Source organism: Wolbachia endosymbiont (group A) of Dendrolimus pini, from assembly GCF_964026835.1.
GTDB lineage: Bacteria > Pseudomonadota > Alphaproteobacteria > Rickettsiales > Anaplasmataceae > Wolbachia > Wolbachia pipientis.
The window spans coordinates 981,366-1,004,207 of sequence record NZ_OZ034702.1; the positions used below are offsets into that span (position 1 = coordinate 981,366).

The 22,842-nt window shown below is 35.2% G+C and carries 10 protein-coding genes and 1 pseudogene; 4 read left to right on the forward strand and 7 right to left on the reverse strand.

All coding sequences use genetic code 11. The annotated features are described in order from the left end of the window. Window position 1 precedes the first annotated feature (1 nt). The 3 genes and pseudogenes from gatC to AAGD66_RS04960 form a co-directional block, all read right to left on the reverse strand. A complete protein-coding gene (gatC, locus tag AAGD66_RS04950; RefSeq protein ID WP_015588776.1) occupies window positions 2–355 on the reverse strand; it encodes an Asp-tRNA(Asn)/Glu-tRNA(Gln) amidotransferase subunit GatC in 354 nt (117 codons plus the stop codon). Beyond that, window positions 345–1,271, reverse strand: coding sequence for a ribose-phosphate diphosphokinase (locus AAGD66_RS04955; RefSeq protein WP_155968767.1), 927 nt, complete (start codon window positions 1,269–1,271; stop codon window positions 345–347). Before AAGD66_RS04955 ends, gatC begins: the two co-directional genes overlap by 11 nt. 232 nt (window positions 1,272–1,503) lie before the next feature. Further along, window positions 1,504–2,230: pseudogene (locus AAGD66_RS04960) on the reverse strand (IS5 family transposase). 92 nt (window positions 2,231–2,322) lie between these two features. Here AAGD66_RS04960 and AAGD66_RS04965 point away from each other — a divergent pair. Then, window positions 2,323–3,648 carry an IS4 family transposase gene (locus AAGD66_RS04965; protein ID WP_264339118.1) on the forward strand — a complete coding sequence of 442 codons (1,326 nt, stop codon included), beginning with the start codon at window positions 2,323–2,325 and terminating at the stop codon, window positions 3,646–3,648. 204 nt (window positions 3,649–3,852) lie between these two features. Here AAGD66_RS04965 and AAGD66_RS04970 read toward each other — a convergent pair whose 3' ends face one another. Next, a complete protein-coding gene (locus AAGD66_RS04970; protein ID WP_341814560.1) occupies window positions 3,853–4,698 on the reverse strand; it encodes an ankyrin repeat domain-containing protein in 846 nt (281 codons plus the stop codon). A 763-nt stretch (window positions 4,699–5,461) separates the two neighbouring features. Between AAGD66_RS04970 and AAGD66_RS04975 the strand changes: the two genes are divergently transcribed. Further along, the gene (locus tag AAGD66_RS04975) at window positions 5,462–8,047 is read left to right on the forward strand and encodes a hypothetical protein (protein ID WP_341814435.1); all 2,586 of its coding nucleotides are present in this window, start codon (window positions 5,462–5,464) and stop codon (window positions 8,045–8,047) included. 636 nt (window positions 8,048–8,683) lie between these two features. Here AAGD66_RS04975 and purD read toward each other — a convergent pair. Together purD and serS are read right to left on the reverse strand one after the other, a co-directional pair. Next, window positions 8,684–9,955: a phosphoribosylamine--glycine ligase gene (gene purD / locus AAGD66_RS04980; RefSeq protein WP_341814436.1), complete on the reverse strand. Its 1,272-nt coding sequence runs from the start codon at window positions 9,953–9,955 to the stop codon at window positions 8,684–8,686. Window positions 9,956–9,989: 34 nt separating this feature from the next. Then, window positions 9,990–11,267, reverse strand: coding sequence for a serine--tRNA ligase (serS, locus tag AAGD66_RS04985; protein ID WP_264724267.1), 1,278 nt, complete (start codon window positions 11,265–11,267; stop codon window positions 9,990–9,992). A gap of 143 nt (window positions 11,268–11,410) precedes the next feature. Between serS and AAGD66_RS04990 the strand changes: the two genes are divergently transcribed. Continuing rightward, entirely contained in the window at window positions 11,411–13,333 is a 1,923-nt protein-coding gene (locus AAGD66_RS04990; protein ID WP_341814437.1) for a Ulp1 family isopeptidase, read from the forward strand. Between the two features lie 5 nt (window positions 13,334–13,338). Next, on the forward strand, window positions 13,339–14,301 hold the full coding sequence (gene dusB / locus AAGD66_RS04995) for a tRNA dihydrouridine synthase DusB (RefSeq protein ID WP_012673040.1): 963 nt from the start codon (window positions 13,339–13,341) through the stop codon (window positions 14,299–14,301). A gap of 6 nt (window positions 14,302–14,307) precedes the next feature. On the opposite strand, the gene AAGD66_RS05000 is transcribed toward dusB, so the two are convergent. After that, window positions 14,308–22,821 (reverse strand): DNA-directed RNA polymerase subunit beta/beta', encoded by an 8,514-nt coding sequence (locus AAGD66_RS05000; RefSeq protein WP_341814438.1) that lies wholly within the window; start codon window positions 22,819–22,821, stop codon window positions 14,308–14,310. Between the last annotated feature and the right edge of the window lie 21 nt (window positions 22,822–22,842).

The following is a 22,842-nucleotide window of genomic DNA, read 5'->3' on the forward strand; positions in this document are numbered from 1 at the left end:
TTTAATCGCTTATAACCTTTGGCACTACGAAATACCCATGCTCAGGTTTTGTATTGGACAATATCTCTTTTTTAATGTTTTGAGAATTTATAACATCATCGCGTACATGAATGTCCTTGTCTATACTGCCATAACGCATAGGAGAAACACCTTCAGTATTAACTTGCAATAAAGTATCGTGTATCCAATCCAGCATTGTCAGTTCTTTGGAGTAGTGATCAATCTCGTCATTTGATAACTTAATCCTTACAAGCTGTGCAATTTTAAGCATTTCTTCCTTGGTAATTGTTATTTTTCTCTTATTTGCAAATTCTATTAGTGAAGTAATAACGTCTTCTGTTGACTTAGCTGGCATTTCTACCTCCTTGGATGAAGTGAGTTAAAATATTTACAACCGAAACAACTTCTATTTTACCAGTTTTTTCAAGTTTGTGAAGTATGGTATCCGTAATCACTAATTTATCTAAAGAAGAGGAAGAGATTTTCTCAACTGCACTTCCTGAAAGCACACCGTGTGTGATGCATGAAGTTACGGACTTTGCTCCGTAACTTTTTAAAGCAAGAGCTGCATTACACAATGTTCCACCAGAGTCAACTATATCATCAACAATGACACAATTTTTGTTTGCAACTTCTCCTATTATGTTCATTACTTGAGATGTGCCTGCTTTCTCCCTATATTTATCTACTACAATAATCTTATCACTTAACCCTATCTTGTACTTTTCCTCTAAAGTCTTTGCAAAAGCACGTGCTCTACCAATTGCTCCAACATCAGGTGCAACAATTGCCAAATTTTCCGTGTGTATAGAGTCAACAAATGCTTCAAAGCAGTTCAAATTAGTTATCGGTACATCAAAGAATCCTTCAATTTGACTTGAGTGCAAATCAATAACTGCAACACTACTTGCACCTGCAGTTTGAATAAGATTTGCAACTAATTTGGCACTTAAAGCAGACTGCACATTATTGTTCTTGATAATTCTATCTTGCCTGCTATATCCATAATAAGGAATAATTACTACTATCCTTTTGGCTCCTAATCTATTTACTGCATCAATTATGAGCAGAAGCTCCATAAGGTTATCATTCACAGGGGGAGAAAGAGATTGTATTATATATACTTCTTGATTATATAGATCATTTGCTACTTCTACATTTACCTCGCCATCGGTAAACTTTGATATCCAAGCAGAGGATGGTTGAACATCTAGCCGGTTAACTACTGATTCCCCTAATTCCTTACTAGCATTACCTATTATTATCTTCATAACGCACTAATTGAGTTTTTAAGATTATACAGAAATTGTAAAATAATTGAAATGTAAGTGTCTTTATCTAGCATTCTTGTCGGTGAATTAGGTACCTCTTGTACAATGACCTGTCATTTTCACGCGTTGTTTCAATATACAGACCCAAATTGAAACAACTATACAAAATCCTGCTTATGTTTCAAGATAAATGACTTTAATGAAATATAATTTATCTAGGCAGTGTCGACATTTATTTTAACCAAAGATAAATGCCAGCAATGTGAACAAAAGACAGAAAAGCTATGGCCAATTTGTCGTAGCGTGTAGCAACTCTGCGGAAGTGCTTGATTTTGTTGAACATCCTTTCGATTAAGTTTCTCTCTTTATACAATTCTTTGTCATATTCTCTTGGTGTTTTTCTGTTGGAACGCGGTGGGATTACTGGCTCAGCATTTACAGCTTCTGCAGCCTCAATCATATAATTTGCGTCATACCCTTTATCGGCAATAAGTGCCTCCATGTTCTTGCCTTCTATCAGGTCTAAAGCTTTTACGTAATCCGATCTTTGCCCTGCAGTAACAAAGAATCTCAGTGGGTTGCCCAAAGCATCACAAGCAGCGTGTAATTTGCTTGAAAATCCTCCTTTGCACCGTCCCAGCTCTTGTTCTTGTCTACCAGTTTCCACATTTTTTTCTTGCACCAGCAGCATGTTGATGTGCCCTGATTATTGTTGAGTCTATCATGAGCCACTCTGTGTCTCCATTAACAGCTAATGTGTTGAAAATCATCTGCCAAACACCAGATTTTGCCCACCTTATAAAACGTTTATGTACACTTGACCATTTTCCATACTCAGCCGGCAATGCTCTCCATGTTGCTCCTGTTCTACCTATCCACATTATTGCAGCTACGAATCTCCTGTTATCTTTTGCGCTTCTTCCTCTATCTCCTTCCTTACCTGGCAGACTGTTTTTTATTCCATACGCGTCAAGTTAAGGAAATAAAGGTATGAAAGAGATAGAATAATAAGGTATAAGTTCTCCCAGATATACTTTTAGTGAGAGAACCAATGAATAAAATAACTTGCTTATCAAAAAAGCTCAAAGAATTTTTTAATGAAAAAGCAGAGAAAATCTCAATTACAACAAGGTTTATAAAAAGAAAGAGAAAGCTAAAAGGTTCATCATTCGTAAAAGCCATGGTCTTGGGTAATATAGGAGTTGATAATTGTAGCGTAGAAACAATGTGTCAATTACTAAACGAGGACTCGATAGATATAACAAAACAAGGTTTGGATTTTAGATTTACTGAAGAAGCAGTGGAATTTATGAAAAGGATGTATAATGAATCTGTGATTCTCTTTAAAAATATCTTGCAAGTTGATTGCAAAATCTTACAGCAATTTAATAGTGTTAAATTATTGGACAGTAGCTATATTACTCTACCTAACAGTATGGAAGAGATGTATAAAGGTTATGGTACTAGCTACAGTGGCTATGAAAGCAATACTAAGTCTGGAATAAAGTTACAATTAGTTTTCGACTACATGAATCAGATAATAGACCAACTTAATTTAACGGAGGGGGTAAGATCAGACCAGGGATATAGGAAACATTTAAGTAATATATTAAGCAATGATTTGCTAATATCTGATCTCGGTTATTTTGTGCCAAGTTCTTTTAAACAAATCAATGAAATAGGAGCTTATTTCATAAGTCGTTATAAATCCGATACCAACATATATGATGTAGAAACAAATCAAAAAATGGAGTTATTAGAATGTTTAGAGGATAAGTTATTTTTAGAAAACGAGGTATTGTTAGGAAAAGAAGCAAAAATTAGAGTAAGAATTATATGTCAGAAACTAACTGAAGAACAGTCTATGGCCAGAAGAAGGAAAGCTAATAGATTAGCAAGATCGCAGGGATATACATCCTCTAAAAGAAATCAAAAATTGTTGAACTGGTCAATATTTATAACTAATGTTCCAGAAAATAAAATTAGTGCTGAGCAAGTATTAACGATTTACAGAGTAAGGTGGCAAATTGAGTTATTATTTAAATTGTATAAAAGCCATATCAGGCTTGATAAGCTAAAAGGAAAGCCATGCAGAGTATTATGTGAACTATATGCTAAATTGTGCGCAATTCTTATATTTCACGGCATAGTTGGTTGCACAGAAGTGAAAAAGAATACAGAACTTAGCTTAACAAAGGCATTTATTGAGCTAAAAAGGCGGGTTAGAGAGTTATTTTTAGTATTAACCAAAATTAATAGTTTAAAAGCATTTCTTAAAAAACTCACTATAACTTGGTCGCGATTTTCATTAAAAGACAAACGTAGAAGGGCTAGAGTATCCACTTTAACCTCTCTAAATTTGCTCACAATCTCTTAACTTGACGCGTATGGTTTTTTATTCTCTCCCATTGCTCATCTTTTAAATCATATAGCATTCTCTTTACCTATTAATAAAGAGTACTCTATATCACTATTTTTTTATGTCGACAAGACCTAGTCATTTGTATCTGCTAACATACTACACTTCCCATTGTAGAGCCTCTGCAACTTACTGAAATTTATAATCGCTTTATAAAAAGTTTTATACTCTTTGCTTAATTGGAGGCGCTACCTCTGCACTTTCTGCTCTGTCTAGGGTACTACTTGGTTTTTCTGCAGTAATTTTTTGAATGCTACCATCTACCTTATTCTTGATATCTGCTCCATATGATCTTAATACTTCAATAGCTTTCTCGTTTCCACTATTCAGCGCAATATCCAAAGCATCCATTCCATCATTATTTTTGTGGTTGATAAAATTCTCTAACTCAAAGATTTTTATATATTGCTCAATGATGAATTCCACCACTTTTCCAGGGCAATTATTAGCGGCAGGAAAGAGTACTGCATTGTTATTATTGTCTTTCTTTGTTACATCTGCTTTGAGCTTGTCTATCAAATACTTGATAATTTCTATTCTGCTATCATCTTCTGCTTCAGTGCACTGCCTAGCAGCTAAAAACAGAGCTGTTCGCCCATTATTGTCCACATCTTCAATATCTTGTCCCTTATCAATTAAGGCTTGTATTATATTTTTGTTCCCATATAAAGCAGCAAAGTGAAGAGGAGTATACCCTTCGGTGCTTTCTCTTTCATTAATCAATGCACCATGGCTAGCTAGTAATTCTATAAATTCTGGCGTATTTGCAAAAACTGCAAAGTGCATTGGTGTTAGATCATCTTTACCATGATTTTGAGTTTTTGCATTAACGTTTGCTCCATTTTTTATCAGCAATTTTGCTATTTCTAATTGTTTGCGTCCGATGGCAATATGCAGTGGCGTACGATTGCGTTCATAATGATCATTGACGTTTGTGCCACACTTTATTAGTAGTTCTGCAGCTTCAATATTATAGCCTTTCTTATAATAGTCCGAATGCGATAAGATATGTGTTTATGGCTATAGCAGGCCAGTAGCATATTACGGTCTGTTCGGATTATTGTAAAAAGAGCTATACCTTCCTGAATTGCAACGTATAAGGAAGCATATCCATCTTTTGTTTCCTCTGTCATACGAAATTGCGAACATGTTAGTTCATATATTATTAAGGATTATTATTAAGTTTTTATTAATACAATATTAATGTAGCGGGATGACGAGCTTATCGTCATCCCGCCGCGAACCGTCATACCACTGCGAACCGTCATCCCGCCGCGGTATCTCTAGATCCCGCTAACAACTTACTATTACCCACAAATAAAAACATAATATTGTATTTACTCAAATAATTTAATTTTATTAACCTGAAAGCTTATTAGATTAAAATTATTAAACTAAGAGTTATAATTTTAGCAACTAAAAGCTGTAAATTGCACCATATAAACAGTTATTTCAAGCAAAAGTTATGCCATTAAGAGCTATGCAACAAACATTTATATTTGTGGGTAATAGTAAGCGCTAACAAGCAGCGGGATGACGGTTTTTCAAATTATCGTAAGTCAGTTTAGCTATAGCTACAAGTTTCATTCTTCCCTTACAAATAACTTTACTGCGTCCTTTTTTCGGATTCAGAATTAGCAAGAAACGTTCTTGTAAGGTGGTCTACTAAAATTTTGCTTTATAAAACAATGTCTGAACTATGCAATTAATACATTATCAACACAACTGATTCATAAAAGCAAATATTATAACCACGAAGAGAGAAAATGTTATGCTTAGTTTAATAAGAAAGACCTTGAGAAAAAAAATGACTCATCAGGTAAACGATTCGAAATTGAAAGAGAAAGATGAAAAAAGTATTTTAAAATTAGCATCAAAAATAGAAGGCAAAAAAAGTAGCATTGCTGAAGAACTAGAAAAAATATCTGAAAAGGAAAAACAAAGGATTCTTACTACGGAAGTAAGCAAACATCGGGGTAAAGAACCAACTATTATATCACTTGCTTATGCTATACTACGTAAAGATAGTATAGCTGTTGAGAAAATGTTAAGAGTAGCTAAAGAAAACGGTATTCTGAAAGACATTCTTGACGCAACAACAACTATAAAATATCCAGGTGGTCAGGAAGAAACTTGCACACCACTTACTTATGCCATATTATGTAAAAATAGCAAAACTATTGAAGAAACTTTAAAAGTCTCTAAAGAAAACGGTATTCTGAAAGATATTCTTAACGCAACAACAACTATAAAATATCCAGATGGTCGGAGAGCAACTGTTACACCACTTGCTTATGCTATACTATATGAAGATAGTATAGCTATTGAAGAAATTTTAAAAGTCTCTAAGGAGAACGGTATTCTGAAAGATATTCTTAACACAACGGCAACTATAAGATATCCAGATAACAAGGAAGTGACTTACGCGCCACTTGCTTATGCTATGTTCTGGAAGGATAGCAAAGCTATTAAAGAAATTCTAGTAGCAGCTGAAGAGAACAGTATTCTGAAAGATATTCTTAACACAACAACAACCATGAAATATCTAGACCGGGAAGTGACTTACACACCACTTGCTTATGTTATACTACGTAGAGATAGTATAGCTGTTGAGAAAGTGTTAAGAGTAGCTAAAGAAAACGGTATTCTGAGAGATATTCTTGACACAACAATAACTATAAAACATTTAGATAGCCGGGAAGTGACTTACACACCACTTGCTCATGCTATGTTCTGGGAGGATGGCAAAATTATTAAAGAAATTCTAGTAGCAGCTGAAGAGAACAGTATTCTGAAAGATATTCTTGACGCAACAACAACTATAAAATATCTAGATGGTCAAGAAGAAATTTACACACCGCTTACTTACGCCATATCATGTAAAAATAGCAAAACTATTGAAGAAATTTTAAAAGTCTCTAAAGAAAACGATATTCTGAAAGACATTCTTGACGCAACAACAACTATAAAATATCTAGATGGTCAGAAAGAAATTTACACACCGCTTACTTACGCTATATCATGTAAAAATAGCAAAACTATTGAAGAAATTTTAAAAATCTCTAAAGAAAACGGTATTCTGAAAGATATTCTTGATGCAACAACAACTATAAAATGTCCAGATGGTCATGAAGAAACTTGCGCACCGCTTACTTATGCTATACTACGTAAAGATAGTATAGCTGTTGAGAAAATGTTAAGAGTAGCTAAAGAAAACGATATTCTGAAAGACATTCTTGACGCAACAACAACTATAAAACATTCAGATAGCCGGGAAGTAACTTACACACTACTTGCTTATGCTATACTGCGTGAAAATAGTATAGCTATTGAAGAAATTTTAAAAATCTCTAAGGAGAACAGTATTCTGAAAGATATTCTTAACGCAACAATAACTATAAAATGTCTAGATGGTCGGAGAGTAACTGTTACACCACTTGCTTATGCTATACTACGTAAAGATAGTATGGCTGTTGAGAAAATGTTAAGAGTAGCTAAAGAAAACGGTATTCTGAAAGACATTCTTGACGCAACAACAACTATAAAATATCCAGATGGTCAGGAAGAAACTTGCACACCACTTGCTTATGCTATACTACGTAAAGATAGTATAGCTGTTGAGAAAATGTTAAGAGTAGCTAAAGAAAACGGTATTCTGAAAGACATTCTTAACACAACAATAACCATAAAACATAAAAATAATCAAAAAGTAACTGATAAGTTACTTGCCGCATTACATGATCGCAAAGTTATTCAAAAAATTTTAGACATAGCTAGAGAAAATGATATTCTGAAAGACATTCTTAATGCAACAATAACTATAAAATATCCAGATAGTGAAGAAAAAATCTACACACCACTTACTTATACAATATCATGTAAAAGCAACGAAGCTTTTAATACAACAAGAGCTATAAATCAAGATGGTCAGGAAAAAACTCACATCCCATTTCCTACCCTTGATAAAAGAGAAACTGAATTAAAATTAAAAGAAAAAAGACAAAGTAGAAGAGATGAGGGATTAAATTTTAACAATGGTAGTAGTGACAAAAATGTTGAAATAAAAGTTAATGGGGATATCTTGTTGCAGCATAGTAGTGGAATTGAAAATGAAATAAATCATACTGCTGTACGTAATGATGTAAGGGGGGTAAAGCCTCTAATAGAAAGTAGAGTAAATGTTAAAGTACAGAATATAAATGCAGTGATTGCAACTTCTGTGACATTTAAAATGATTGCAACTTCTGTGACACTTGAGTTGGTAGCTAGTAAAATAACATGTGTACTGTCAAAACCCACCACTAAATTGGAAGAAGTAGCTATAACATATTTTCAAGGTTTAGCACTATATTTGTGAAACTTAATTTATATGTGCTAAACAAGATGCTGATTAGTTTTATAGCTAACCCAAGAAAGGTTTCCCTACGTCATACCGCCGCGGTATCTCTAGATCCCGCTAACAAGTAGCGGGATGACGATTGTCGTTTAGCCATAAATATTTAAGAAATTTACCAAATGAAAAAAAAGGCAAAAGAAGCCCTGGGGTTATTATCTGCTTTAAAATATTGGCGTTTTTTATGTTTTAAACGCTTGACAAGCAAGATTTAGCTGCTTTTAATTGCAACTAACCTATGCTGCAAATGTTTAAGAAATTTACCAAGCAGAAAAAAAGACAAAGAATCCCCGAGTTAGCTAGTCTTTTACTATCTCTGTCGAGTATTGGCATTTTTTGATGTCTTGTAACGCTTTATAAGCGCGTTCAGCTTATTTAGATAAAAATCTAGATGTAGATGAAGTTTTGTAAAGACATACAGTATCTATATACTGCAAAAAATTGAACATAAGACGCCGATACATTAAGTAATCCTTACCTTTTAATCTGCAGATTGGCGAAAGCAAATACAATAGCTTCAGTTTCATGATAAGGGGGCTGGCGGAGTTTGTCAAGGAAGTTTTTCGTTTCTGTGAACCACCTGCTAACCGACAGCTAACATTAACTACCGATATCGTATCTGAAGAAGCCCCCTGGCCATTCTAAAAAATTTAATGCTGAGTACACCTTATTTTTGGCTTCCTCTATAGTGCTCCCTTCTGCTACTATATTTAGCACTCTTCCGCCATCGGAAACTAAGTTACCACTTTCATCGAATTTAGTACCAGCATGAAACACCAACACACCAGGAATGCTTTCAATCTTATCTAATCCTTTAATTACTTCTCCCTTTTGATAATCACCCGGATAGCCTTTACTTGCAACAACTACACAAACTGTAGATTTGTTGTTAAGTTCCACCATTTTGACATTTAACTTTCCTTCTGCAACTGACAACATCAATTTTAACAAATCGCAATTTGAATCAAATCTAGGTAATATAGATTGCGTTTCTGGATCACCGAATCTAACGTTATACTCGAGAAGTTTTGGGCTATCTTTGCAAATCATTAAACCAGCAAAGAGTACTCCTTTATAAGACGTACCCATGTTAACCAATGCTTGAGCTGTAGGGTATATTATTTTTTGGATAATTTTTTGCTCCATGTCCTTACTTATAATTGAAGGTGATGAGTACGACCCCATACCTCCAGTATTTTGGCTTTCATTACTTTCATCAACTCTCTTATAATCTTTTGCACACCCAAGAGTTACTACTTTCAACCCATCAATAAGAGCAAAAAAACTTACTTCTTCTCCAACTAAAAACTCTTCTATGATTATTTCTTCACCTGATTCACCAAATTTTTTCTCCACTAGCATTGAATTTATTGCTGAAAAAGCTTCGCTTTCTGTATTACATATAACCACCCCTTTTCCTGCTGCAATTCCATTTGCTTTCACTACAAGTGGAAACTTTATTTTATTGCTACGTACAAAATCTTTAGCTAACCCTTCATCAACAAAACACTCGTACTTGGCAGTTGGTATACCATATCGTTTACATAGTCCCTTGGTGAAAGACTTCGATCCCTCAAGTTTTGCAGTTGCTTGACTTGGAGCAAAAACATTTATTCCCTCTGCAACTAAATCATCAGCAAGCCCATCAATTATTGGTTGTTCTGGACCAATAACAACCAACTCTATATTTTCTCTCTTGCAAAATTGTGTAACATCCACTGAATTTTGAATATTTACATCCACAAGAGCCCCAAGATCTTTCATAGCTTGGCGACCAGGAGTTACATATAACTCAGTCAAGATAGGAGATTTTTTTAGAGCCCAAAGTAGAGCGTGCTCACGCCCACCAGAACCTATAACCAGAACCTTCATCTTTATTTCCTCGCTTTTCTATATGTCAAAATTATTATTTGCTTATAACAGTATCATTACTCATGTATTTTTGCAACACGTTTGGTATTGCAATCGACCCGTCAGAATTTTGATAATTTTCCATTATGGCAATAATCGTTCTTCCTATAGCTAAAGCTGAGCCGTTTAAAGTGTGAATATATTTTTTCATCTTTTTATCAGTTTCTGAAGAGTATTTAGCGTTCATCCTTCTTGCTTGAAATGCACCACAATTTGAGCAGCTTGATATTTCTCTATATTTATTTTGCCCAGGTAACCATACCTCTATGTCATAAGTCCTTTGTGCAGCAAAACCCATATCGCCACTGCAAAGCAGCATTACTCTGTATGGCAATTCTAATTTTTTTAATATCTCTTCAGCAACACTCGTCATACCCTCAAGCTCATCATTTGATTGGTCTTCAGTTGTGATGCTTACCAACTCCACTTTACCAAATTGGTGTTGCCTTATCATGCCCCTGGTATCGCGACCTGCACTACCTGCTTCTTTACGAAAGCACTCCGAATATGCAGTAAAGCGAATAGGCAGTTCTTTTTCTTCCATTATTTTGTCAGCAACTAAATTTGTTAAAAACACTTCACTTGTGGGAATCAACCTCAATTCGTCGGTAGTTAAATACGAATCGTCAGAAAATTTCGGTAGCTGACCAACATTATACATAGCCTCGTTTTTCACCAAAGCCGGGTGGTACACCTCAGTATAGCCAAATTCATTAACATGCATTTCAAGCATAAAATTTATTAGCGCTCGTCCAAGCTTAGCTAACTGTCCTTTTAATATCGTAAATCTTGATCCGGAAATTCTCGCCGCTTGTTCGAAGTCCATTAAACCTAATTTTTCTCCGAGTTCATAATGAGATTCTGGTACAAAATCAAACTGTCTTTTTCCTCCATATCTTCTCACCTCTAAATTAGAGTTCTCATCTGCGCCTATTGGCACATCTTGCGCAGGAATATTCGGCAAGTTAGATAAAACATTCACTAACTTATCCTTTTCTGCTTGTTCTTTTAAGCTGATTGCCTCTATCTCATTTGTGATGCTTTTTGACAACTCTATTTGCTCTTCACAGGGGCTCTTGCTCATTTTAAGCTTTTTTATTTCCTCTGTGATTTCATTGCGCTGCCTATTTAAATCTTGCAATTTAGTGGTTAATGACCTTTTCTCGTGATCAATTTCTAATATCTCTTTTGCAGTAAACTCTCTTATCCCCCTGCTTTTCATTACCTTCTCAAATTCTTCAAAGTTCTTACGTATATATTCTATATCGTGCATATATTGTGCTATTACTAACATTGTTACTGTACTCCAAAAGCTCTTAATATTCAATATATTCTCATACTACTAAAATTATTATGGTTGATTTTTTTGTTAGAATTTGTTAAAATTTAATTAACTTAGCGTTCATAGGGTGTAGTATGTTGGGTATTACAAAAAATAATCAGAAAGAGAGCACTGACTTTGCTGGTGAGGAATTCGTTATCTACGCTACTTGTGTATGCCTAGCAGCCACATTCGCTGCTGGCTGTTTAGGGGCGGTAATAGGATCCCCTCTATTGACCTTTCCACTTGCTATGCTAATTTCTCATCCTGTGATTTGGATTATAATGGGAGTAGTTCTTACAGTAGCATACAAAATGGTTGTTGAACCTTTATTTTACTTAGCGAAGAACTATATTAATGGAAAAAGAGCTTCAAAGGGGGAAAAGAGTGAAGAAAAAGATACAGAACTACAAGATTTGCAAGGCAAGACTCCAGAAAAGCAAGCAAGACCGAAAACTCCTGATAGGGATAGTGGTATTTTTGACTGCAAAGAAAATAAGGATTCTTTTGTATATAAGACAAATAAAAAAGAAGATTATAAATTTTGGTTAAGTAATTTTGATATTGCAGAGATTGCAAAAAGTTACTATGGATGGATGCCATATCGTAAAAAAGGTCACAGGGAATTTTCCAAAGGAGTGTTCTTTTCTTGCCTCGATAATCTTACATCTTTTCTGGGGAACCGATTGCAAGAATATAAAGATAAAGTAAAAGGGGATAACAATTTAGTATTATCTTCAATTCTTAACTTAAATAACAATCATTGGGTAACATTGGTTATTTCTCATGATGAAAAGAGTAAAAAGTTTAGAGCATATTATTGCGATTCATTTGGTGAACCATTACCAGAAGAGGTATCAAGTGCGCTACAGAAAACTCTAGGAATAGACAATAGTAGTATTAGAAACTCAAAAGCTAAACAACAAGATGATAAGTATAATTGTGGAATATTTGCCTTAGAGAATGCTAAGAAAATTACAGATATGCTGAAAGCAGGCAAATCGTTTGATGAAATTGATGATCAGCTAAAATATGAACTTAGTTCAGAGCAATTAATAGAGAAGAGAAAAGAATTTGCAAAAGCGTTGAAAAAGGATGAACAAAGCAGGGCTGGCACGCCAAGCCCTGTATTAGGTAGTCCAGGAAATATAAGTCGTAAAGATAGCGGAGTAAGTTTAGATTCAGTAGAAAGTAAGCAAACAAAAATTGTTCAATATAATACTACAGGTGATGGCAACTGCTTTTTCCATGCGGTATTTGGTGATAATAGCTCTGGTCAATATAAAACTGAAAAAGCACAAGATATGAGAATGGAATGGCACAAATTTTTAAGTCAATTTAACTCTTTGAATGATCCAAGGATGCCTGAGTTATTGAAGGGACAGATGCAGAAAGTTTTTGGTGCATTCTTAGAAAATCCAAATCATTTGATTGGTATGTCGGACTCAATAAAAGATTTGGTTCAGCATACAAACAGACGGGTAGAGAAGATCAAAAAAAAGACTAATAAATTAATAAAAAAGTTATGTTGTCTTACAACATTAAAAGAAAATGAAGTTATAGGTGATTTAAGAAGCATTAGTGCTAGTAATCTCAATATTAGTGAAAGAAAATATGATAGAAATTATAATAGTGATACTGCAGCAAATTCTTTTCTCAATGGCAAATCCATTTATAGATCTTATCTAGAGGCAATCAGCAGCCAAAGTTACCATGTTTTCATAGAAGAAATTTCTATCTTAGCTTCGCTGGCTAATATTGAAATTGACGTCTACTATAAAAATAATGGTAATGATGTAAATACATTGTTTCTGCCAAATGCGGGAATGATAAATGAAGGTTATCAGCAGAACAACGAGCTATGGGGAAATAAAGAACAAGAAACGGTATACTTGGCACCTGGTCATTATGAGAGAGCTGAGATAGTAGAGGTAGAGCCTTCTCTTATGGAAAAAGTAAGTTCGGCTATACAAAGTGTTGTAACAGTATGTGTAAATGCGCTAGGTTTGAACACATAGAATATATGTCCCTACAAGTAGGAAATTTGACAATTGATTCTCCAGTTATTTTAGCTCCAATGTCTGGAGTGACTGATTATCCGTTTAGAAGTATTGTGAAGAAACTTGGTGCAAGTTTGTTAGTTTCAGAGATGATCGCAAGCAGAGCTATGATTATGCAAACTCGCCAGAGTTTGCAAAAAGCAAAAGTCGATGCATTAACTGCTGTGCAGCTTGCTGGGTGTGAGCCAGATGTTATGGCGGAGGCTGCAAAATTAAACGAGGACATGGGAGCAAAAATTATAGACATAAACTTTGGTTGCCCTGTTAAAAAAGTTGTAAACGGTTATGCAGGATCAGCGCTAATGCGTGATGAGAAAAAAGCCGCTGAGATAATTGAAGCTGTGGTCAAAGCAGTGAATATGCCAGTTACGGTGAAAATGCGCACTGGATGGAACGATGAAAATCGCAATGCCCCGAGACTTGCGAAAATTGCCGAAGACTTAGGAGCAAAAATGATCACTGTGCATGGAAGAACAAGAGCGCAGCTTTATAATGGTCAAGCAGATTGGAAATTCGTTAGAAATGTTAAAGAGCAAGTGAAAATTCCAGTTATAGTAAATGGCGATATTAAAAATTTAAATGATATTCAGAATGCTCTCAAAGAATCTGGAGCAGACGGAGTGATGATAGGTCGTGGTGCCTACGGTAAACCTTGGCTGATTAATCAAGCAATGAACTTTCTCAGTGGAAGTGAAACTTCTGAGCCAACAGCTTCAGAGAGATTAAGCATCATACTCGAGCATTACGACAATATTCTTGAGTACTATGGAAATGACACAGGAATAAAGATGGCCCGCAAACACATAGGTTGGTACAGTAGCGGGCTTCAAGGCTCATCTGAATTTCGTGTGAGAGTAAATAACATGACAGATAGCACAGAAGTGAAAGAAAATATTATTGGCTTTTTTGGTCAAGAGACACACTAGCTGTACTCAATTCGACTGATCGTATGCCACTACGCTCTCTTCCTCACCAGAGTGTAAATGACAACCATTATCCATCAACCATTCCTCGTCATAAGTTTCAATATCAAAATATTTTTCATATTTATCCACATTATCACAAAGTGAAAGTGCTCTGATCTTATTCATAATCAAACCTGTACCAGCAGGAATTAATCTTCCTACTATAACATTTTCTTTTAATCCACTTAAAGGATCACTCTTCCCGCAGAATGCTGCTTCTGTAAGTACTTTTGTTGTCTCTTGGAAAGAGGCAGCAGAAATAAAGGAGCTAGTTTCAAGACTTGCCCTAGTAATCCCCTGCAGAATAGGAAGATAATGAGTAGACCGTTTGCCAGAGTTACTCATAGCATCATTTTCCCTATCAACTTCCAGCTTGTCAATGCTTTCGCCAACCAAGTACATAGTATCACCAGGATCAGTAATTTCCACTTTTTGTAGCATTTGTTTTAAGATCACCTCTAAATGCTTATTGTCTATACGAACACCCTGCAATCTATAAACTTGCTGTATTTCAGAAATCATATAGTGCGCTAAAGCTTCTAACCCAAGCACACGTAAAATATCATGGAGATCAGGGTCACCATCCATCAATAGATCACCTTTACGTACAAAATCACCTTCATTGACTATTACATGCTTACTTCTTGATACCAAATATTCAACTGGAGAAATTTGTTCATCTACAGGTTTAATTAATATACTGCGTTTTCCTCTACGGTCTTTTTCAGAAAACGCTACATAGCCATCTATCTCACTAACAATAGCATGCTCTTTAGGACGACGTGCTTCAAATAACTCTATAACCCTCGGTAAACCACCAGTAATATCACGAGTTTTAACTGACTCTCTTGGTGTTCTTGTAATAACATCACCTGCATGAACCTTCTGGCCATCTTGTACATTGAGCACTGCACCGATTGGTATAAAATAACATGCTTCAACGCCACTTGCGAGTGTCATTACTTTACCATTATCGTCAAGCAGCACAATACGAGGACGTAAATTAGCTCCACCAGAATGCAATTTCCAGTCTTTTACTACTTTGCTTGATATTCCTGTAGATTCATCCATCACTTCAGTGATCGAAATTCCATCTTTTAAGTCCTGATAAGACACTGTACCAGTCTTCTCCGTGATAATAGGCAATGTATAAGGATCCCATTCCGCAACTTTATCGCCAATTTTTACTGACCCACTCTCATCTACATAAAGCTTAGCGCCGTAAGGTACACTGTGCTTCAACTTCTCACTACCAAGGCTATCAATCAACACGACTTCACAGGAACGGCTTATCACAATTTTATTTCCGTTTCTATCTATAATTATATTACTATTGTTTAACTTTATTTTAGCATTAATAGAAGCTATAATATTCGAGGATTCAACGCCTCTAGTCATTACTCCACCTATATGAAAAGTACGCATCGTTAACTGAGTACCTGGCTCTCCAACAGATTGAGCAGCTATAACACCAACTGCTTCACCTATTGAAACAATTTTACCAGTTGCAAGGTCTCTTCCATAACATAAAGAACATACACCAGGACTTATTTCACAAGTTAAAGGCGATCTAATTTTTACAACATCAAGACCTGCAATGCTGATTTGCTTTACTTTATCCTCATCAATTAATTCCCCTGCTTTTACTAATAATTCTTTTGTCACTGGGTTATATATATCATTTGCAGCTGTTCTACCCAGCACAACACTCTCTAGAGATGCAACTATAGTACTTCCTTCAACTGTAGCTCTCACAACAAGACCATTTTTTGTTTTACAGTCATGCTTTGTAACTATGCAATTTTGAGATACATCAACTAAACGACGAGTTAAGTATCCAGAGTTTGCAGTTTTAAGTGCAGTGTCAGCTAAACCTTTACGCGCACCGTGAGTAGAATTAAAGTATTCAAATACGTTCAATCCTTCACGGAAATTAGAAATTATAGGTGTTTCTATAATCTCACCAGAAGGTTTGGTCATGAGCCCTCGCATTCCTGCTAGCTGTTTCATCTGTGAAGTAGAACCCCTTGCACCAGAGTTAACCATCATATACACTGAGTTGTACTTACTATTTCCATCATATATAGATATTGCTTTTAACATATCATTAGCTATCATATCCGTACACTTAGACCATTCATCTATAACCTTGTTATACCTCTCACTTCTAGTTATTAGCCCATCTTGATATTGCATAGAGAATTTCTTAATTTCACCCCTCGCGTGATCAACATGTGTAGCTTTAGTTTCAGGTATAACCATATCACAACGACCAAAAGAGACACCAGAAAATGTGGCATACTCAAAGCCAAGTACCATTAATTTATCAGAAAATGCCACTGTAGCACTTTGACCACAGTTACGATATACCAAATCAAGTATACCAGTTATTTCCTTGACTGTTAATATCTGATTTATTAGATCGAAGCCTAGATTCTCATGCTTAGGAAAAATTTGCCATAATATTAAACGGCCAGGAGTTGTACAAACAGTTTTATAGTGAGTTTCACCGCTGCTATTAATATACTCCATCCTATACTTTATACTAGAATGAATATGTAAAGTACCATCACTCAAGGAATGCTCAACTTCACAAAAAGCACCAAAAGATGGTAAATTATCTTCCTTAGGTTCTTGTAAAGTCAGATAATATATACCAAGTACTATATCTTTACTAGGAACTATAATCGGTCTGCCATTAGAAGGACTTAAAACGTTATTAGTGGACATCATCAACACCCTAGCTTCAAGCTGAGCTTCCAATGAAATTGGCACATGCACTGCCATTTGATCACCATCAAAATCAGCATTAAACGCCGTACAGACAAGCGGATGAAGCTGTATTGCTTTGCCTTCAATAAGGATTGGCTCAAAAGCCTGAATACCAAGTCTATGTAGCGTAGGCGCTCTATTCAACAAAACAGGATGCTCTTTTATTACCTCTTCAAGCATATCCCAAACTTCTGGTTTTTCTGCTCTTATCAACTTACTAGCAAACTTAATAGTTGGAGCCATACCATACATCTTAAGCTTTGAGTAAACAAAAGGTTTGAATAGTTCAAGAGCCATTCTTTTTGGTAATCCACACTGATTTAGTTTCAAAGTTGGACCAACAACTATTACAGAACGTCCAGAGTAGTCTACCCTTTTTCCTAAGAGGTTCTGGCGAAAACGACCCTGTTTTCCTTTTAACATATCACTAATGGACTTTTTATATCCAACAGCACCAGCTTTATTTACCAAAGTATTACGACGACTATTATCAAAAAGAGAATCAACTGCTTCTTGTAACATCCTTTTTTCATTACGAATCATAATCTCAGGAGGATTTAAGCTCAACAATTTCCTCAACCTGTTATTTCTATTAATAATAGCCCTATAATGATGATTCAGATCAGAAACTGCAGGACGACCACTCTCAAGCGATACCAAAGGACGCAAATCAGGTGGTAAAATAGGTATAGTTGTAAGTATCATCCACTCAGGCCTATTTCCAGATTTAATGAAGTTTTCAACAATACGCAATCTCTTTATAATTTTCTTTCTTCTTATCTCAGAAGCAACAGATTCTAATTCTAGTCTTAAATCCTTCCTAATTTCATGTAAATCAAGGCGCGTTAGCAACTCTCTTATAGCTTCAACACCTTGCATAGCTACAAAACTATCGATCCCATAGCTATCTTTAGCTTCATTATAAGCTTTTTCACTAATAATCTCACCTTTTTCAAAAGGCGAAACAAGAGGATCTATTACGATATAATTATCGCTATATAAAATATTCTCAATATCTCTGAGAGACATATCCAATAATGCTCCAATTCTTGAAGGAAGCGATTTCAAAAACCATATATGAGCAACAGGAGATGCAAGCTCTATATGACCCATCCTTTCTCTTCTTACTTTAGAAGATGTAACTTCTACTCCGCATTTTTCGCATATGCGACCTCTGTGTCTTCTTTTTTTGTATTTTCCACATAAACATTCATCGTCATTGACAGGGCCAAAAACCTTAGGGCAAAATAATCCACCTTTCTCAACTTTGAACGTACGATAATTTGCAGTTGAAACATCTTCTATCTCACCACAAGATATACGTTTAATACTTTCAGGGCTAGCAATCGATATGCTAACCTCATTAAAAGGTTGTGCAATGTTAGTGTGAGATATATCTTCAATCACTACATCATTTTGCTTTAAATCTACATTTAAACATAAAGAACGTAGTTCTTTTATCATCACATTAAAGGATTCAGGAATTCCACATTCAAAATTACTGTCACCTTTTATTATCGATTCATAAATCTTAACTCTACCATTAATATCATCAGACTTCACAGTTAACATTTCCTGCAAAGTATAAGCAGCACCATAGGCTTGTAATGCCCAACATTCCATTTCACCAAAACGCTGACCACCAAAATGAGATTTTCCTCCAAGAGGTTGTTGAGTAACCAAACTATAAGGCCCTACTGAACGCGCATGAATTTTACCATCAACCAAGTGGTGCAACTTAAGCATGTACATGTAACCAACTGTAACCTTGCGGTCGAATTTTTCACCACTGCAACCGTCATATAATACAGCTTGTCCAGAGTTATCTAAACCAGCAAGTTCAAATAATTTTGCTATTTGTTCATCTTTTGGACCCTCAAATACAGGTGCAGCAACAGGAACGCCATCACGTAATTTGCGTGCAAATTCAATGAGATTATTATCACTAATATTACGAATATCATTACAGATAGATACGTTACTGCCATAGCTATAAACCTCAATCAGGAAGTTACGTAAATTGCTGTATGAACTTTTACAAGAGTTCAAATAGTTCTCTACTAACTCATTCAACTCGTCATTTAGTGCATTCTTATTAGGTGTATTTAAAACAGAAGCCGTTATTTCATCATCATCAATATTTTCAATTTTTTTATTATCAAGGTATGCTACTGCAAATTGTGTAAAATTATCATCGTTAAGGGACCTAATTCCCTTGCAAAAAGCACTTTTGATCTTATTGATCTCATCGAGAATATTACTTACCTTTTCCCCTAATTTTCTACAAGCCCAACCTACATGCGTTTCCAGTATTTGCCCTACATTCATTCGTGAAGGAACACCAAGAGGGTTAAGAATAATATCAACAGGAGTACCATCTTCCAAATAAGGCATATCTTCCACTGGCACAACTCGAGAAATCACACCTTTATTTCCATGTCTACCAGCCATTTTATCCCCTGGTTGCAGACTATGTTTCACAGCAATGAAAACTTTTACTGACATCGACACACCTTGAGGCAGGTCATAACCTTCATGTAATTTTTCTACTTTTCGCTTAAACTGTGCTATTGCATGTGATACTTTTTCATCAAAATCTTTTTTTAAGCTCTTAACTTGCTCAGAAATGGATTGGTTTTTTAATCCTATACCCCACCATTGCTCATGTTCAATAGAGTCAAATTTTTCTCGATCTTGAGAACCAGAATTAATAAGAAGTTTCTTCAGTTCATCATAGAAATATTCACTAGTAACATTGATTATATAATCTCGCTCTTCCTCAAAGTCATTTATCTCTTTTTGTTTGATGAGTAATGCCCTTTCATTTTCTTCAACCCCCCTGCGTGTAAAGACTTGTACATCAATTACTGTCCCTTCAACATCTGGAGATGTATATAAAGAGGAATCCGCACAATCGAATGACTTTTCACCAAAAATTGTCATTAATAACTTCGTTTCAGGAGGCAATGAAAGAGAAGGTTTAGGTGTAACTTTACCTACCAGAATATAGCCTGGACCAACTCTTGTACCAATTTTCACTATACCACTATCATCCAAGTGATATAGATTTTCTTCATTAACACCAGGTATAGCACGAGTTATTTTTTCTGATCCTAAAGGGGTATCATGTACAACACAGTCAAATTCTTCTATATGAATAGAAGTAAAGAGATCTTTTTTAACAACTTCACTAGAAATAATAATAGAGTCTTCAAAATTATAACCTTGCCAAGACATAAAAGCGACTAGCAAATTTTTACCAAGCGCCAACTCACCACTGTTAATTGCAGGACCATCAGCTATTACATCACCCTTTTTAACATAATCACCTACGCACACTAGCGGTCTTTGATTAATACAAGTATTATGGTTAGAACGCTGAAATTTCCTTAGATGATAAATATCTACGTCCAAGTAGTTAACCCTTTCTTTATCAAAAGCACGTATAACTATAGAGTTACTATCAGAACTATCAACTATGCCATCGCGTTTTGCTAAAACTACAGCACCAGAGCCAGAAGCTACAAAAGACTCCATACCAGTAGCAACCAGAGGAGCGGTAGGCTTCAATAAAGGTACGGCCTGACGTTGCATATTTGAGCCCATTAATGCTCTATTAGCATCATCATTTTCTAAAAATGGAATCAAGGAAGCTGCAACTGATATTACCTGCTTAGGAGATACGTCAATGTAACTAACTTGGTCGCTACTTACCATGACGAAGCTACCAGCATATCTACAGTATAGCATGTCATCAACAAAGCAATTATTTTCATCAAGCTTTACGCTAGTGTCAGCTATATGATGTGAGCCTTCGTCTATAGCAGAAAGATACTCAATTTGATCAGTAACAACCCTATTGACTACTTTTCTATAAGGGCTTTCAATGAAACCATATTTATTAATACGCGCGTATATAGCTAAGCTGTTGATTAACCCTATATTTTGCCCTTCAGGAGTCTCAATAGGGCAAATTCTTCCATAATGAGTTGGATGAACATCACGCACCTCAAATCCTGCCCGTTCTCTTGTTAAACCGCCAGGACCTAACGCGGATAACCTTCTTTTATGTGTTATTTCAGATAACGGATTAGTCTGATCCATAAATTGAGATAATTGAGAAGAATTGAAGAAATCTCTTAAGACATTAGTTAACACTTTTGGATTAATAAAATCAGATGGAGAAACTTTATCTAAACTAGAAGTGGACATAGAATCAACTATTGCGCGTTCCAATTTCAACAACCCAGTTCTAAATTGATTTTCTATAAACTCTCCAACTGATCTTACTCTTCTGTTTCCTAAATGATCAATATCATCTACAGATCCTTGACCGTCACGTAACAATACTATTTTTTTCACAATTTCAATAATATCTTCATGCGTTAAAACAGTTAAATCCTCATCATAATTTAATCCAAGGTAAGAGTTAAGCTTCAACCTACCAATGTTAGACAAATCATAATATTCCGGACTGAAGAAAAGATTACGGAAAAACTCTTCTACTATCTCTAAAACAGGAACTTCACCAGGACGCAAAACTCTATATATTTCATATAGTGCATCCTGATAAGACATGTTTTCATCTAAGAAAAGCGTATTTAATATATAAGGTCCAACAAACAAATTATCTATGTTCAACACTGATATTTCATCTACAGATAATAACTCAAGCTTCTTTATGTCTTCCAGCTTTATAGATTCACCAGCAGATAAAATTTTCGTAGAGCTAGCACTATCCATTAAATCTTCTGCGAGGAATAAACCACATATAGAATTAAAAGGAACCAGATACTCTTTCAATTCATTATCATATAGCTTTTTAGCTAGTCTTGAGGTAATACGAACGTTAGCTTTAAGCAGCACATTACCTTCAATATCCATTAAGTCGAAAGGCAGCCTCACTCCTTTAAATTTATCAGGAACAAAAGGCACTTTCCAACCATCTTTATGTTTTACATACTTTATTTTCTCATAAAATCTATCGAGTATATCATTATTTGATAGACCCAACGCCTTTAATAAAACTGAAATTGGCAATTTTCTTTTTCTATCAACACGAAAATACAAATGGTCTTTAACATCAAATTCAATATCAAGCCAAGAACCCCTATAAGGAATAATTCTAGCAGAATAGATCAATTTACCAGAATTGTAAGTTTTTCCCTTATCGCTATCAAAAAATACACCAGGAGACCTATGCATTTGTGAGACGATAACTTTTTCCACACCATTAATGATGAAAGTGCCCTTATCAGTCATCATAGGCAACCCACAAAAGTGGACTTTCTGCTCTTCTATAGATTTTACAACGGTTGCAAGTTTAGAATGATCTCCACTCTCTTTAATCGATTTATATTCATCAAGAGAAATACCATCCTGCATAACAACAAGACGTATAGAAGCAATAACCTGAGCAGAAAAAGTTACACCACGCTTTATACACTCAGATTCATCATACTTAGGATCATCTACCCTACAACTTATAAACTCAATAGTAGCCCTACGCAAAGGATCATTTATTGGAAAGATTGTATGAAAGATAACTTCAAGTCTTTCATTACCCTTATTCTTAGGAGTAAAAGAATCATATGATTCTTTTTGAACCTTAACCAAATCCAATAAAGAATCTTTTAAATCAATCGACCTAGAATAAGAAACTCTAGGAACAAAAGCACCAGAAGCGTACATATAAGAAGAATCAACCATTAAAATACCCCAAACTAATTA

Bases quoted from the DNA above. Each gene is read 5' to 3' on its own strand.
- AAGD66_RS04975 (WP_341814435.1), top strand. From the start codon at position 5,462: ATGCTTAGTTTAATAAGAAAGACCTTGAGAAAAAAAATGACTCATCAG.
- AAGD66_RS04965 (WP_264339118.1), top strand. From the start codon at position 2,323: ATGAATAAAATAACTTGCTTATCAAAAAAGCTCAAAGAATTTTTTAAT.
- gatC (WP_015588776.1), bottom strand. From the start codon at position 355: ATGCCAGCTAAGTCAACAGAAGACGTTATTACTTCACTAATAGAATTT.
- AAGD66_RS05000 (WP_341814438.1), bottom strand. From the start codon at position 22,821: ATGGTTGATTCTTCTTATATGTACGCTTCTGGTGCTTTTGTTCCTAGA.
- AAGD66_RS04955 (WP_155968767.1), bottom strand. From the start codon at position 1,271: ATGAAGATAATAATAGGTAATGCTAGTAAGGAATTAGGGGAATCAGTA.
- AAGD66_RS04990 (WP_341814437.1), top strand. From the start codon at position 11,411: ATGTTGGGTATTACAAAAAATAATCAGAAAGAGAGCACTGACTTTGCT.
- purD (WP_341814436.1), bottom strand. From the start codon at position 9,955: ATGAAGGTTCTGGTTATAGGTTCTGGTGGGCGTGAGCACGCTCTACTT.
- dusB (WP_012673040.1), top strand. From the start codon at position 13,339: ATGTCCCTACAAGTAGGAAATTTGACAATTGATTCTCCAGTTATTTTA.
- serS (WP_264724267.1), bottom strand. From the start codon at position 11,267: ATGCACGATATAGAATATATACGTAAGAACTTTGAAGAATTTGAGAAG.